The sequence below is a fragment of the Kribbella sp. NPDC023855 genome (assembly GCF_040639475.1).
Lineage (GTDB): Bacteria > Actinomycetota > Actinomycetes > Propionibacteriales > Kribbellaceae > Kribbella.
Window position 1 is genome coordinate 64,518 of sequence record NZ_JBFAAA010000004.1, and the last position, 14,802, is coordinate 79,319.

Annotated in this window: 14 protein-coding genes; 6 read left to right on the plus strand and 8 right to left on the minus strand. The window is 67.6% G+C overall.

Translation table 11 applies throughout. The features are described from left to right. Positions 1–95 precede the first annotated feature (95 nt). The 3 genes from AB0F51_RS15630 to AB0F51_RS15640 all read left to right on the plus strand — a co-directional run bounded on the left by AB0F51_RS15630 (position 96) and on the right by AB0F51_RS15640 (position 3,089). Positions 96–899: an alpha/beta hydrolase gene (locus tag AB0F51_RS15630; protein WP_360279920.1), complete on the plus strand. Its 804-nt coding sequence runs from the start codon at positions 96–98 to the stop codon at positions 897–899. 387 nt (positions 900–1,286) lie between these two features. Then, positions 1,287–2,318, plus strand: a complete 1,032-nt coding sequence (locus tag AB0F51_RS15635) for a LacI family DNA-binding transcriptional regulator (protein WP_360279923.1) — start codon at positions 1,287–1,289, stop codon at positions 2,316–2,318. 216 nt (positions 2,319–2,534) lie between these two features. Next, positions 2,535–3,089: a hypothetical protein gene (locus tag AB0F51_RS15640; protein WP_360279926.1), complete on the plus strand. Its 555-nt coding sequence runs from the start codon at positions 2,535–2,537 to the stop codon at positions 3,087–3,089. Between the two features lie 16 nt (positions 3,090–3,105). Here AB0F51_RS15640 and AB0F51_RS15645 read toward each other — a convergent pair whose 3' ends face one another. From AB0F51_RS15645 to AB0F51_RS15655, 3 genes are all read right to left on the minus strand, one after another. Next, entirely contained in the window at positions 3,106–4,065 is a 960-nt protein-coding gene (locus AB0F51_RS15645; RefSeq protein ID WP_360279929.1) for a DUF389 domain-containing protein, read from the minus strand. A 64-nt stretch (positions 4,066–4,129) separates the two neighbouring features. Next, the gene (locus AB0F51_RS15650) at positions 4,130–4,351 is read right to left on the minus strand and encodes a DUF2188 domain-containing protein (protein WP_360279932.1); all 222 of its coding nucleotides are present in this window, start codon (positions 4,349–4,351) and stop codon (positions 4,130–4,132) included. A gap of 110 nt (positions 4,352–4,461) precedes the next feature. After that, positions 4,462–5,229, minus strand: a complete 768-nt coding sequence (locus AB0F51_RS15655) for a helix-turn-helix transcriptional regulator (RefSeq protein ID WP_360279935.1) — start codon at positions 5,227–5,229, stop codon at positions 4,462–4,464. A 90-nt stretch (positions 5,230–5,319) separates the two neighbouring features. Here AB0F51_RS15655 and AB0F51_RS15660 point away from each other — a divergent pair, with 90 nt between their 5' ends. Next, complete coding sequence (locus AB0F51_RS15660) at positions 5,320–6,000, plus strand: alpha/beta hydrolase family protein (RefSeq protein WP_360279938.1); 681 nt, start codon at positions 5,320–5,322, stop codon at positions 5,998–6,000. A gap of 86 nt (positions 6,001–6,086) precedes the next feature. Then, positions 6,087–7,136, plus strand: coding sequence for a M23 family peptidase (locus AB0F51_RS15665; RefSeq protein WP_360279941.1), 1,050 nt, complete (start codon positions 6,087–6,089; stop codon positions 7,134–7,136). A gap of 43 nt (positions 7,137–7,179) precedes the next feature. On the opposite strand, the gene AB0F51_RS15670 is transcribed toward AB0F51_RS15665, so the two are convergent. After that, the gene (locus AB0F51_RS15670; RefSeq protein WP_360279943.1) at positions 7,180–7,728 is read right to left on the minus strand and encodes a hypothetical protein; all 549 of its coding nucleotides are present in this window, start codon (positions 7,726–7,728) and stop codon (positions 7,180–7,182) included. Positions 7,729–7,771: 43 nt separating this feature from the next. On the opposite strand from AB0F51_RS15670, the gene AB0F51_RS15675 reads away from it, so the two are divergent. Then, entirely contained in the window at positions 7,772–8,737 is a 966-nt protein-coding gene (locus AB0F51_RS15675; RefSeq protein ID WP_360279946.1) for a helix-turn-helix domain-containing protein, read from the plus strand. 6 nt (positions 8,738–8,743) lie between these two features. Here the strand turns inward: AB0F51_RS15675 and AB0F51_RS15680 are convergent, their stop codons facing one another. The 4 genes from AB0F51_RS15680 to AB0F51_RS15695 are packed head-to-tail and all read right to left on the minus strand — an operon-like array spanning position 8,744 to position 14,788. Continuing rightward, positions 8,744–10,426, minus strand: coding sequence for an extracellular solute-binding protein (locus tag AB0F51_RS15680; RefSeq protein ID WP_360279948.1), 1,683 nt, complete (start codon positions 10,424–10,426; stop codon positions 8,744–8,746). A gap of 33 nt (positions 10,427–10,459) precedes the next feature. Beyond that, the gene (locus AB0F51_RS15685; RefSeq protein ID WP_360279951.1) at positions 10,460–11,407 is read right to left on the minus strand and encodes a carbohydrate ABC transporter permease; all 948 of its coding nucleotides are present in this window, start codon (positions 11,405–11,407) and stop codon (positions 10,460–10,462) included. Next, a complete protein-coding gene (locus AB0F51_RS15690; protein WP_360279953.1) occupies positions 11,404–12,393 on the minus strand; it encodes an ABC transporter permease subunit in 990 nt (329 codons plus the stop codon). Before AB0F51_RS15690 ends, AB0F51_RS15685 begins: the two co-directional genes overlap by 4 nt. A 25-nt stretch (positions 12,394–12,418) precedes the next feature. Then, positions 12,419–14,788, minus strand: a complete 2,370-nt coding sequence (locus AB0F51_RS15695) for a glycoside hydrolase family 95 protein (protein ID WP_360279956.1) — start codon at positions 14,786–14,788, stop codon at positions 12,419–12,421. Positions 14,789–14,802: the final 14 nt, after the last annotated feature.

Here is a 14,802-nt window from a genome sequence, read left to right on the forward strand (position 1 = left end):
GCCATCCTAGGCGCGAGTTGCCGCCCCTGGCGGAGGTCTGGGCCTTGAGCAGCGGTTTTAGCGCCGTGTCAGCGCCGGCTGATTCGCTTCCCGGCATGACCAACTACGTGACCTCCACCGACGGAACATCCATCGCCTACGACCGCCAGGGCTCCGGGCCGAACGTCATCATGGTCGGCGGCGGGCTCGACGACGGCCGTGAGAACGAGCCGCTCGCCGCCTGGCTCGCCACCGACTTCACCGTGTACAACTACGCGCGCCGCGGCCGCGGCAAGAGCGGCAACACCCAGCCGTACGCAGTGGAACGCGAACTCGAGGACCTGGAGGCGCTGCTCGCCGAGGCCGGCGGGACCGCCCATCTGTTCGGGGCCTCTTCGGGAGGCGGCCTGGTGTTCAGTGCCGCCATGGCCGGTCTGCCGATCGACCGGCTCGCCGTCTACGACGTTCCGTACTGCATGGACGACGAGACCTACCGGCGGGCGCAGGAGTACGTCGCGAAGGTCGGTCCCGCCGTTGCCGAGGGCCGGCTCGACGACGCGCTCGAGCTGTTCCTGTGGTTGGCGGGCTCGGCGCCCGAGGAGATCAGCGGGATGAAGGCCGGGCCGTACTGGTCTGCCATGCGCGAGGTCGCCCACACGCTCGCGGCCGAGGCCGCCTGCCTCGGCGACTTCCGCCCGCCGAAGGAGCTGGCCGGCATCACCCAGCCCGCTCTGGTCATCGACAGCGGCCAGAGCGCGGGCGCCCAGGGGATGAGTGGCCTGCCCAAGGACTTCTTCGCCAGCGCCGCAGACGCCATCGCCAACCTGATTCCCCACGCCGACCGCCGCACCCTCCACGACCAGGGCCACGTCGGCGCCCCCGACGCCGTAGGACCGTTGCTCAAGGCATTCTTTCGCTAACCGCAGCGGGTCAACGTGGGATTGCGGGTGGCGGGTGGTTCTACGGCTTGTGCTGCGCGGTGCAGGGTTCGCGCCAGCGCCGATCGCAGGTGCGTCGCACGGGCCGGTCGGGTCGTGCGCTTCAGGTCGGGAACGACCGGGGCGTTCGGGCGGGCGCTGTTCACGTCGCGGTTCACTGCGCCGATTGCCATCAGCATCGCTGAGTCAAAGTCTCCGTGCATCGTCGTCAGGCCTCCGTCGGGTGATGCCGTTACCGTTCACGTTACCGTTAACGGCGACTAGTCTGGCCCACCCGCCGGGGCTTCGTCAACGAATTTCCGGGCGGCCGATCGGCGGGGTGGTTGACTTGCGCACAGCGACTGACAGCGCGGGGAATGAGCGGAGAGCATGGCCGAGCGAGGCAACGACGAGCCGAACCACCGCAGCGGTAAAGCGCGGAGCGTCAATCGGGTGACCCTGCGGGACGTGGCGAAAGTGGCCGGCGTCTCGCACCAGACCGTCTCCCGGGCGATCAACGGCAAGGGGGAGATCGACCCGGAGACCCAGCGCCGGGTGCTCGAGGTCGCCCGGGAACTGCGCTACCGGCCGAGCAGGTTCGGCCGCGGCCTGGTCCGCCCCGACGTCACCAGCGTCGGAGTCATCGTCCCCGACGTGGTCAATCCGTTCTTCCCCGAATTCATCGCCGGGGTGATCCGGGCCGCGGACAGCCGCAACTGGCGGGTGGTGGTGACCAGCACCGAGAACGATCCGTCCCGGGAACAGGAGATCGTTCGCTCGCTCGGCCAGCAGGTCGACGCGATCGTCGGCTACTTCAGCCACACCGACGAGGAGCTCGACCCGTACGTCGGAGGGGTTCCCCTCGTCATCGTCGATCGCGGCATCGACTCCTCGACGTACGGGCTGGTGAAGGTCGACACCGCGGCCGGAATCCGGGACGGGTTGCGGCATCTCATCGATCGCGGGCACCGCAAGATCGCCTTGATCGACTGGGAGTCGTCCTGTGATCCGGTGGTGCGGGGCAACACCTTCCGTGAAGTCGTGGGCGAGTACGACCTACCTGTCGACGACGACTGGATCATCGTGGGGGAGCAGTCCATCGCGGGTGGCGATGCGGCCTTCCTGAGACTGCGAGAGGCGCACCCGGACGCCACCGCCACGCTGGCCGCCAATGACCTGATGGCAATCGGCGCGCTCCAAGCGGCCCGCCGCCTCGGGGTGCGAGTCCCCGATGATCTCGCGCTGGTCGGCTACGACGGGCTGAGCATCGGAGAGCTCGTCGAGCCGCCGTTGACCACCGTCCATCTCGACAAGGGACGGCTCGGCGAACTGGCAATCGGCCAGGTCGACCGACTCCTGTCCGACGAACTGCCGCCCCCCGCCGTACTGACGCCCCACCTGATCGTCCGCAGTACGACGTGACCGTGCTCAGAGCTCGTTGAATGCGGTAAGTGCGGCAAGGGTTGTCTTGGTCAACTGGTCCGCCTCGGCTGAGCCGATGGTGTTGCGGAGCCGCTCGTCGACCTCATTCAGGACGGCGCGACAGCGGTTGCAAATTGACCGGCTGATGTCAGGCCGGCGAGCGCGACGCTGGGGTTGGGTCAGGGGGATGGACGGGGGTTCGGGGAAGATGTTCGGGTGAATGAGGATGAGGACTTCCGGGCCGACCAGGCGCGGTTGGCGAAGGCCGAAGCGGAGGCTGAGGCGAAGGCGCGGGCTGAAGCGGAGGCTGCGCAGATCTGGCAGGAAGTGGATGCGGCGGCCGCGGATCCGGCGGTGCAGACGGAGTGGATCCGGCAGTCCAACCTGGCGTACGGCGGTTTGGTGGCTGCCGGGCTGGTGATGGTGCAGCCGTTCCTGACCGAGACTTCACTCGACCCGTCGGCGATGGTGTGTGTGATCGCGTTTGCGGTGTCGATCCCGCTGCTGGCCGCGCTCCTGGTCCTCAACCGGCAGGAGGAGTTCCGGCGCCAGATGACCAGGTCGAGGGTGGTCGGGATGGCCAAGGCGGTCGCACAGGGCTCAGCGTTCGTCGGCATCACCGCGGGCTTCTGGCACATGACGATGGTCGCGGGAATCGTGTTCCTGGCCGTCGGGTGCGTCGCGCTGGGCGTGCACTCGTCCGGCTTCGTGCAGTTGGAGTACGACGGCAGGTTCCGCTCGCGGTTCCGTTCGGGCAAGCCGCGCTCGTAGCTCGAAGGTGGCGGAGTCAGGCCTGGACCGAGTGGTTCACGCGGCGAGGTGCGCGGGCGATCAGCCAGCGCCAGAGGGTTCGGTGGATCAGGAGGGTGGCGATGCCGGCGATCGTCATGCCGGCGAGGTTGATGGCCAGTTGGGTGGCCGAGCCGCCGATCTGGTGGGGTGCCCAGAGGGCGATGGACAGGGCGAGGTCGCCTGCGGCGGGGACGGTGGTGACCGAGATGAAGACGCCGACCAGGGCGTTCGAGCGTCCGGCGGTTTGGGACAGGACGCCTGCGCAGCCGGCCAGTACGGCGACAACGGCGGACCACCTGTCGGGGCGCCAGATGAATCCGGTGAGCGGTCGGGCGGCGGTCACGTCGCCGACGTCGATCCAGCCGACGGCACGTGCTGCGAGGGCGGCGATGATGGTGAGCAGGATCGCCACCAGGAATCCCTTGGCGAGCAGGAGCAGCGATCGGCCGGCCAGTCCGGGTCTACCGAGCGCCAGGCCGACCGCCAATGCGGCCACTGCGCCGAACTCCGGTCCGACCACCATCGCGCCGACGACGAGGATGGCCGAGTCGTTGATGACGGCGACCGCGGCGATCAAGGTCGCCAGGGTGAGGAACGCGTAGAACGCCCAGGAGTCGCGGGCTTCGGCGTACGCCTGGTCGACGACCGCATCCCAGACCACGGCGTCCTCCGGCGCTCCGGGCGCGGCCTGCTCGGCGTCGCGGGCGTTCCGCGACGGTGCGGAGTCGACGGAGGTGAGCGCCACTGCTCCGTGGTCGTAGACGCCTCGATCCCGCAACATGGCGAGGATGTCCGAGGTGGCCTCGCGAGCGACGTCGCAGTACACGACATCGCCCGCCGGGCGCTTGGCGGCGGCAGCCAGTACGACGACGTTGGTGACCCGGTCGTCGGCGACGAGCGAATCGACGATGGCATCGGTGCAGCCGGCCGGGAGGATCAGTCGAAGATGGATCACGCGCCCATGATGACCGACCCGGCGACAGCGGCCGCCTGCTCCCCTCGAAGGAGTCCCAGCAAGGTCAGGAAGCGTCGACCTCGGTGGGCTGGCGATAACAGTTCTTCTCCGCGACCGTCCCGTCGGAATCCCTGATGATGTGGTCCACCCCGTACCAGCGAGCAACGATCGAGCCCTGCTCGATCATGCGCTCCCGGTCAGGTCCGGTGGCAAAGGGCGCCCGGCGACCGCCGGCCCAGCGGCACTTCCACGAGCCGTCCTCGTAGAAGGTCTCGATGTCCTGCATGATCGTCACACCTCCCATCGCCCGCGCGATCACAGCCGTGCCGTGATGACGGAGCCGTGCCTTTCCGGTACCCACCAACCTCACCCGGACACCCGCAGCCTGGCGCGGGGTCAGCTGCCTGCTCGGGCCGTTCGGTAGCGCCCTGGGGTGGTGCCGACGAGGTAGGTGAAGGCTGCGATGAAGCTGCTGGGGTTGGACCAGCCACAGGCGTGGGCGGTGTGGGTGGTGTCGTGGCCGTCGGCGAGGAGGATGAGGGCGTGGTAGATGCGGAGCTGCGTTCGCCACTCGTAGAAGGTCATGCCCAGCTCGTTGCGGAACAGCCGACTGAGGGTGCGGGTGCTGGCTCCGATCGTCCTGCCGAGTTCGGCCAGTGAGGCGTTGTCCGCCGGGTTCTCGTAGAGGAGCCGGGCGATCGCTTGCAGGCGGTCGTCTTGGGGCTCCGGCAGGTGCAGAGGTTGTTCGTGGGCTTCGCGGAGTTCGTCGACGAGGACTCGGAGGAGACGAGCGCGCGCGGACCGGCTGTAGGCGGGCGCGTTCTCGTCGTAGTTCCGGGGTCCGGTTAGTGCGAGCAGGACCTCGCGGGCGAGGTCGGAGACTCCGAACACCGCCGGACGATCTGGGATCAGCCGAGCGAGGGACGGCGCGAGGAAGACGATCCGCATATCGGTCTCACCGTGGGCGCGGTGGTAGTGCGTGAAACCGCCAGGGGTCCACGCGACGCGGTTGGCGGGGACGATCGACGTACCGCGCTCGGTGTGAACTGCCAGTACGCCGCTGGCCGCGTAGACCAAGTGCCCGCGTTCGTGCGACTGAAGTGCGCTGGCTTCGCCGGACGGCCAGAGGTGACGCCCGCCGGACGGCCACAGCTGTGACGTCACACCGGCGAGTTCACGAGGTTGGCGGCGAAGAGGCATCAGTTGGCACTTTAGCGCTACCAAGCCACGGCTGAAGCTGGTGAGACTGGCTCCATGACTACCTTCGTCCTCGTGCCCGGCGGTTGGCACGGCTCCTGGTCGTTCGAGACGGTGGTGCCACTGCTGCGACGCGCAGGTCATGCCGTTCACGCCCTGACTCTGACGGGTCTGCGGCCCGACGACGACCCCGCGACCGTGGCGGCCGCCAACCTCGACACCCACGCCGACGACGTACTACGGGTCCTCGACCGCGCCCACCTCACCGACGTGACGCTGGTCGGCCACAGTTACGGCGGGATGGTGATCGCGGCTGCTGCCGATCGCGCCGACGGCCGGGTCTCGCGACTGGTGCATCTCGATGCCTACGTGCCGCTAGATGGCGAATCGTGCTGGTCGTCCACCACCGAGCGCTACCGCGAAGTGTTCGCGGCCGGCGCTGCGACCACCGGCTACGCCGTACAACCGCCGGAGGGTGGCGATCCCCGCCGCCGTCCCCACCCTCTCGCCTCGTTCGTGCAAACCATCCGGCTCACCGGCGCGTCCGCCCAGGTGCCCCGTCGCGAGTTCATCTACTGCTCAGGCTGGGAGGACCGTACGCCGTTCGCCGGCCTCCGCACCCGACTCCAAGCCGACCCCGAGTGGCAGGTCCACGACCTGCCGACCGCCCACAACGCAATGCGCGAAGCCCCGGAAGCGGTAGCCGCGCTCCTGATCGGCGACCCCACCGCGGGTTAAGCGTTTGGCTTCAACTTGTCGAAGCGGGCGGTGGCGTTCTGTCACACTCTCGGCACTCATCAGCACGAACAGAAGGGTCGCCGCCCATGCCCTCGAACCTGTCACTGAGAATCTCCGCCACTGCTCTCGCCGCCGTCACCGTCTTCGCCGTGGCACCCACGGCCACCGCGGGACCACCCGATGCCGCCGCAAATGATGTGGTGCTGAAGATGCCCACCACAGTCGCCGAAACGCTCGGTGCTTCCCGGCAGTCGTTGGTGGACGCGGTCGCCGCCGACGCGCTGGGCAGGTCCACCGCCGGCCGGGGCCTCACCAAGTCCGTTGCCCTCGGCAAGCTTGCCGCCGAGGGCCGCAAGGTCGTCGTCGATGTCCGGTCGGCCGCTGACGGCTGGGCGCGGGGTGTCGCGTACGTCGAGGCGCCGGCCACTTCCGAAGCGCATCCCGAAGGATGGCTGTACATCGCTCGCTACACCAACGGCCGCTGGGTCAGCGGCGTCGAAGGTGACGGGGAGTTCGCCGAGTACGTCGCATCGTCCCCGCTCGTCGGCGCGACCGAGCGCCGGACCATGTCGGCGTACGCGAAGCACGAGAGCGCGACCAGCACCATGGGAGTCACGGCCAACACCGGCGGGATGTTGCTGCCGTGGATGCCCGACTACTACATGACAGTCACCGGTGGGCCGCACGCCAGTGACGGGGTGAACGGCTACTGGAGCAGCCTCGACCTCGCCGGCGGCAACGCCAGCGGGCGGGTCCGGTCATCGCGGGAGGGCACGGCCACCTCCATGTGCGGTGCCGGCGGCGGTTGGACGCGCGTGATCCATCCGAACGGCTTCTCCACGGACTACTACCACATGTGGAACGCGACCTACTACAACGGAACGGCGGTCGGCAGCAGCGCCCTCCTGGGCAACATCGGCACCGATGTCTGCGCCGGAGGTTCGGCGAGCGGCGCACACGTCCACTGGAGTCTGCGGACGTACGACGCCAACTACAACGGCGCCTACACCTGGTTGCACGGCCGCACCATCGGTGGCTGGACCTGGTGGAACGGCTCACAGCAGTACTCAGGCTGCGCGACCCGTCTCGGCGTCACCGCCTGCCCGGGCACCGCGATCTACAACCGCACCAGCTGAGCCACCCGTACTCCGCACCCGGCGGATTCCGTCGGGTGCGGAGCTACGGGACCCGCTGGAAGGGGGTCCTCCGCAGCTGATCGGTGCCCTCGACATCGATGCTGACTCGAACCCCTCCCGAGCCGTCGGAACTGCCGCCGATCGCGGCCAGGAAGGCGAGGGGCATCAGCAGAGTGCGGATCAGCATCGCCCAGCCCGCCTTGGCGAGTCCGACCCGGCTTCCGTCCTTCACCCGCACCAGCTGAGTCCCGGTGAGCAGCGCCCCGACTCCCCGGCCGTTGCCGTAGAACCAGCCGTACAACAGCGGCAGGACGAAGAGCAGGGTCAGCGCGATCACCCCGGCGCCGGCGCCCTTGTTCGGGTCGGTCGAGCGGACGTAGTACAGGATGCCGAGCCCGACCGCGGTGCCGTTCACCAGGACGGTGTCGACGAACCAGGCCGCGAGGGCAGACGACAAGGTCGCCTCGACGAACAGCGTGCCGTCCTTGTAGGCCTTGACGCGACTGGCCAGGCTGGGTCCCAGCACCGGCTTCAGCTGATCCCGGACCTGCTGAACGGCATCCAAGCGGTCTTGCTCGTATTTCATCCCCATCGGACGGCCCACCCCAAAGCCTGGTTCCTGCTTACAATCGGTTGTGGCGCGTTATCTGCTGGAGGCGGGCGACTACGGGCTGGCGCGCTTCGCTGTCTCGCCGCTGACCGAGCTCGGCAGTTCGCTGCGCGCGTTGCGGTCGCCGGCCAGCTATCCGCTGCAGGCGCCATGGTACGCGGCGGTGTGCCGGGTCCGTGACCAGCTCCCGCTCGACGTCCTGAGCGGGCTGATCGGGCCGAACTTCGACACGCCGGACCTGTTCAACCCCCGCGTGGGCGTGCCGCTGACCATCGAGGCGCAGCTCGCCTACCTGCGCGACCAGGACCTACGGGTGCTCGCGTCGGACATCGAATCCGCGGTCGGCGCGATCCCGCGCAGCCTCGGATCGCGCCGGCTCGGTGCGCACGGCCGGTCGTTCGGCGACCGGCTGGCGGATGCGCTGGCGGCGTACTGGCGGACCGCCTTTCAGCCCCATTGGCCGCGGATGCGCGCGATCCTGGACGCCGACGTCGCTCGCCGGGCCCGGTCGCTGGCCGCGAACGGAGTGATCGACACCCTGAACGGCTGTGGCCCGGGCATCCGTGCGGACAGCACGTCGATCACGGCGCACATCCTGGGGAGAGGTGACGACGAGCTCACCCTGTACACCCGGGGGCGGCCGTTGTTCGTCGTACCGTCGCTGTTTACGCTGAGCAGCTCGACGCCGCTCGGCGACTCGGATCCGCTGGTCATGTACCAGGCGACCGACCAGCGCTCGATGTGGACCGACACGGTCGGCCGCCCGGGCGAGGCCGGCCCGCTCAGCCCGCACCGGCTGCGCTATCTCCGCGCTCTCGGGCAAGGACAGTCGACGACTGCGCTCGCCGCGCGGTTCGGGGTGTCCCCGTCGGCTGCGAACCAGTCCCTGCGCGCGATGGCTGCGCAGGGACTGGTTCGCGCGCGTCGTGACGGCAGAACCGTCATGTACGAACGCACCCCACTCGGAGACCAGCTCTCCGATCCAGCCTGAGTTGGGCTACTTCGGCATCTTGTCGTACGCCGTCTGCTGGATCTCGAGGTAGCGCTTGAGGCCGAGACCCTCGAGGCCCTTCACGTAGGCGTCCCAGTCGCTGTCGATGTTCTTCGAGCCGGTGATGAACTGCAGGGCGTTCTGCTGGATGTAGTTCTCGATGTTCGTCTGCAGGGTGGCGATCTCACTGCCGAGCGACGGGTCGATCCAGACCTTCCAGTACGGATAGATCGCCGACTTGTCCTCCTTGCCCTCGTAGAGCTTGGTTGCCTCGAACAACCGCCGCTCGAAGCCGGCCTGGGAGTAGATGTCGGTCGCGATCGCCTCGGAGTTCCGGTACCGCTCGGTGTTGTTGTACTGCGCCAGCGCCTGCCACCCGGAGTTCGGCGGAGTCGCGCCGGGCTTCTGCTGGATCTGCGCGTACAGCGGCTTCAGCGACTTGTCGAGCGCGACGTCCCCGGCCTGCGGCTTCCGCCAGGTCTTGCCCTCCTTGCCCCAGAAGGCGTTGATCTGACCTTCGTCGGTGAACATGTAGTCGAGCAGCTTGATCGCCTGGATCTGCTCCTCGGGGGTGGCCTTGTTCGTCAGCACGAAGGTCGCACCCGGCGCGCTCGGGAAGTTGTACCCGGTGTGGTTCACGCCCTGCGGTCCGGTGAGCGGCGGTACGGCGTCGTACTGCTTGTCGCGACCGTCGGCCCTGCCGATGCTGACCGCGATGCCCAGGTGCAGGACGGTCGCCGAGCCGAGGATCGGTACCTTGCCGCTGTCTCCCTGCTGCTGCAGCGCGTCCGGATTCTGGGTGAAGGCGCCCTTGTCGATCAGGCCTTCCTTGTACAGCGAGCTCAGGTACTTGAGGCCCTCCCGCCAGCCGTCCTTGTTGGCCTGCGTGTCGACCTTGCCGTCCTTCAGCACCAGGGTCGAGTTGTTGTTGCCGCTGGTGCCCTGCGGGTCGTAGATGAAGGCGTTCATGAAGTACGGGATCAGCGCGTCCCGCACGCTCGCGCTGAGCGGGATCTCGTCGGCCTTCCCGTTCCCGTTCGGGTCCTGGGTCTTGAAGGCCCGCAGGACCTTGACCATGTCCTCGGTGGTCTTCGGCTGCTGGAGCCCGAGCTTCTTCAGCCAGGCCGAGTTCATCCACAGCTTGCCCTGGTACGAGCAGTGGTAGCAGTCGACCCACTGCGGCAGGCCGTAGATCTTGCCGTCCGGCGCGGTCGCCATCGCCTTCCACTCGGGTTCCGCGTCGAGGGCCTTCTTGATGTTCGGCCCGTACTGGTCGATCAGCTGGTTCAGCGGTACGACGACGCCCTGGTTCGACAACCTGAGCAGATCGGCCTGGGTGAACTGGTCCACCCAGGGGATCAACAGGTACAGGTCCGGATAGTCACCGCTGGCCAAAGAGATCTGGCGCTTCTCCTTGGCCGGTCCACCGTCGAACGTGGTGTTCTGCCACTTGAAGGACAGGTTGAACTTCTCCTTCACCAGCTTCGTGAAGTCGTTGGTCGCCAGGTTCCAGTCGGCCGCCTGTGGGGCGAACACGTCGATGGTGACGGCGGGATTCCCGGTGATGGTCGGCAACGGCTTGCTCTGGGGGTCTTCCGAGTCGCCACCGGTACAGGCCGCGAGCACGAGTGCCAGGGCGGTCACACCGGCGAGCGCGGCGTACCTGGTCTTTCTGAGCTGTACAGACATAGTCCCTCACAGGGGTCGAGGTGATGCGGAAGATCAGCCCTTCACGGCGCCGATCATGATTCCCTTGGTGAAGTAGCGCGCGACGAACGGATAGATGAGCAGCACGGGCACGCTGGCGACGACGATCAGCGAGTACTTGAGCAGATCGGCCAGTTGCTGGCGCTGCAGGACGACCGACGCGTCGACGGCACCGCCGCCGGTCGTGTTGAGGATCAGGATGTTGCGCAGGACCAGCTGCAGCGGGAAGAGATCGGGGCTCTTCAGGTAGATCAGCGCGTCGAAGTACGAGTTCCACTGCATGATCGCGTACATCAGCGCGACCACCGCGATCATCGGTTTGGCCAGCGGGATCACCACCGACCAGAGGAACCGCAGGTCGCCGCAGCCGTCGAGCTGGGCGGCCTCGACCAGTTCCTCGGGGATCGCGGTCCGCAGGTAGGTGCGGGCGATGATGACCTGCCAGACACCGATCGCCTGCGGGATGATCAGCGCCCACCGGGTGTCGAGCAGACCGGCCGACTGAACCACCAGGTACGTCGGGATCAGGCCGCCGGTGAACAGCATCGTGAACAGGATCACGGTCATCACCACGTTGCGGCCGACCAGCGTCCGGCGCGACATCGGGTAGGCGATCGCGAGCGTCATCGTGACGCTGACGATCGTGCCGACGACGGTGTAGAACAACGAGTTCAGGTACCCCTGCACGATCTGCGGGTTCTGGAACACGGCGTGGTACCCGCGCAGCGAGAACTCCACCGGCCAGAACAGCACCCGCCCGGACGAGACTGCCTCGGGACTGCTGAACGAGCTGGCCAGGATGTACAGCAGCGGCGCCAGGACCACCACCAGGAACACCGTCAGCAGCAGATACACACAGAACAGGAAGATCCGGTCGGTCCGCGGCTCGCGGATCCGGCGAGCCCGCTCGGCGCGGCGCTCGGCCCGCTTGCCCAGCATCGTGGCACTACTGGAAGCGCTCATGACCACAATCCGTTTCCGGTGATCCGCTTGGCCACGGCGTTGACGGCCAGCAGCAGCACCAGGTTGATCACCGAGTTGAAGAGCCCCACCGCGGTGGCCATGCTGAAGTCGGCGTTCAGCAGACCCGTCTTGTACACGTAGGTCGCGATGATCTCCGACTGGCTCAGGTTCAGCGGGTTCTGGAACAGGAAGGCCTTCTCGAAGCCGATCGCCATGATGTTGCCGACAGCAAGCACCAGGATGATCACCGCCGTCGGCATGATGCCCGGCAGGTCGACGTGCCGGATCCGCTGCAACCGGCTGGCCCCGTCGATCCTGGCCGACTCGTGCAGCGCCGGATCGATTCCGGAGAGCGCGGCCAAGTAGATGACCGCGGAGTACCCGGTGGTCTGCCAGACGTCGGACCAGACGTAGATGTGGCGGAAGTAGTTGGGATCACCGAGGAAGTCGATCGCCGGTACGCCGAAGAATCCCAGCCCCTCGTTGACGATGCCGAGCCGCGGCGACAGCACCAGGATCGTCATCGACACGACCACGACCGTGGAGATGAAGTACGGCGCGTACGTCACCAGTTGCACGCTCCGCTTGAACAGCCCGTTGCGGATCTCGTTGAGGGCCAGCGCGAGGATGATCGCGATCGGGAAGCTGGCCGCCACGGTGTAGACCGAGAGCAGGAAGGTGTTCTTCACCAGGGTCCAGAACACCGGGTTCTGGAAGAACAGGTCGAAGTTCTTCCAGCCGATCCACGGGCTGCCCCAGATGCCCTTGGTCACGTTGAAGTTCTTGAACGCCAGCACGGCGTTGGCCATCGGGATGTACTTGAAGACGCCGAACCAGATCAGCGGCACGACCATCAGCAGGTACAGCGTCCAGTGCCGTTGCAGGCTGCGCCGCAGCCCTTTGACACCAGGGCGTTCGCGTCGCCGCCGTCGTTTCGGCCGGGTGGTTTCACCCGCCGGTGGCGGGACGGTTGTCAGGACTGCCATCAGACCTCCTCGTCAGGGCCGGCTGTCACGTCAGGCTCACCCGCTGACCGACCCCAGCCGTCAGTCGCACCGGAGCCCGTACGCCGTCCTGGCGGACGAACCGCTCCTGGTCGCGATCAGCGGTCAGGACCGCCTCGACCCCTTGCGGCGTCCACTCGATGTCGACGGTGACTCCGCCGCGTGCTCTGAGACCGGTCACCCGGCCACTGGCCCATTCCGCCGGAAGAGCCGGCAGCAACTCGATGTCGCCGGTGTGACTCTGCAGCAGCATCTCGGCGATGCCCGCGGTCGCGCCGAAGTTGCCGTCGATCTGGAACGGCGGGTGCGCGCAGAACAGGTTCGGATAGACGCCCGCGCCACTGCCGGCGTACCCGACGGCGGTGTCGTCCGCTGGTCGGAGAAACGCCCGGACCAGGCGATGCGCCGCTGCCGCGTCACGGAGCCGTGCCCGCAGACAGATCTTCCACGCCAAGGACCAGCCCGTTGCCTCGTCGCCGCGCAGATCAAGTGTTCGCGTGGCCGCCGCGGCGAGGTCCGGCGTACCGTCGGGCGTGATCGCGTCACCCGGATGCAGACCGACCAGGTGGGACATGTGGCGGTGGTGCGGATCTTCCTCCGGGAGGTCGACGGCCCATTCCTGCAGCTGGCCTTGCGCGCCGATGGACGGGTCGGGCACGCGCTTCCGGGCCGTCGACAGCTCGTCGACAATCGGGTCCACGAGGTCCAGCAGTTGGGCCGCCCGCTCCACCCGGTCGAACAGGTCCGAGATCAAAGCCAGGTCCATCGTCGACGACACGGTGACAGAGGCCGGTTGCCCGTCGGGTGCGAGGTAGTCGTTCTCGGGTGAGGTCGACGGCGCCGTACCGAGACTGCCGTCCGGCAGTTCGACCAGCCAGTCGAGGCAGAACTCGGCCGCTCCGCGCAGCGCCTCCCACGACTCACCGAGGAACTCCAGATCGCCGGTGAACTCGTAGTGGTCCCACAGATGACGGACCAGCCAGGCGCCGGCCATCGGCCAGTTCGACCAGCGCGGATCGCCTTCGACCGGGAAGGTCCAGCACCAGGCGTCCGTGTTGTGGTGAGCCGTCCAGCCGCCGCACCCGTAGCGCTCTTGCGCCGTACTGCGTCCTGCCTGGGCGAGCTGACCGATGAACCTGAGCAGCGGCTCGTGGCATTCGGAGAGGTTGGTGGTCTCCGCCGGCCAGTAGTTCATCTCGGTGTTGATGTTCACCGTGAAGTTCGAGCTCCACGGCGGTCGCAGGATGTCGTTCCAGATTCCCTGCAGGTTGGTGGGAAGCCCGCCCGGCCGTGAGCTCGCGATCATCAGGTAGCGGCCGTAGTTGAACACCAATGCGGCCAGCGCGGGATCGTCGGTGCCTCTCGCCACTCGCTGATCGGTCGGCAGCTCAGCTTCCTCGGCAAGCCCGGTCAGTTCCAGCGATGAACGACGGAACAGCCGCCGGTGATCCTCCTGGTGAGCTTCCAGCAGTACTGCGTAGTCGCGGTCGATCGCAGCACGGACGGTCTCGTCCGCAGCGGTCCAGCACTCAGCTGCTGTTCGGGTCGGAGCCGTCGACGGCCCGGCGTACCCGGTGGCGGTGGAGAGGACGAGGACGATCTCCGTTGCGTTGTCGATGGTGAGTTCGGTCGCGGCCGCCTGGAGCTCGCCGTCGCTGGTTGCCCGCAGTGCGATCGCCGCGGCCATCCCGCGATCCGCGCCCTCGGAGTACCGGATCGGCTCCGGCACGTCGCGATGTGGGGGAGCGACATCGGCAGGAGCCTGCAGCAACAAGCCGAGCCCGCCTTGTACTGCGTGCGCCTGCGACTGCAACTGCGAAGCGAGCCGACAGGTGAGTGACAACTGGGGTTCAGAAGCTGTCAGTCGCACGACCAGTACGCCGTCGGGTGCGCTGACGAACGCCTCCTGCCGAATGCTCACCCCACTGACCTCGTACTGCGTGACGGCCACCGCGGCGTCGAGATCAAGCGTCCGGCTGTACTGCGCTACGTCGTCGGCCACCGGGGACGAGCCATCGACTCGGATGTCGATCAGTAAGTCACCGAGCGGCAGATACGCCTGCGAGTAGCCGGAGTGGAAACCACCAGCCAGGTCGTGCGCCCGACGGAGGTCGCCTGTCCACAACGCCTCGCGGACCGCGTCGACGGCGGCTGCGCCGGTCGCTCCGAGCGGGGTCGACAGTTGCCGCGCGGTCTCCGGGCTGCCGGACCACAAGGTCTCGTCGTTCAGTCCGATGCGATCGGTTCCGGTACCGCCGAAGCACATCGCTCCGATGCGGCCGTTGCCGAGCGGCAACGCCTCCAGCCAGGTCGCGGCCGGCCGGTCGTAGTACAGCCGCCGGGCACCGGACCGGTCTGGGCTCCCCAGGTCGCTCATCAAGCAGCCTTCCG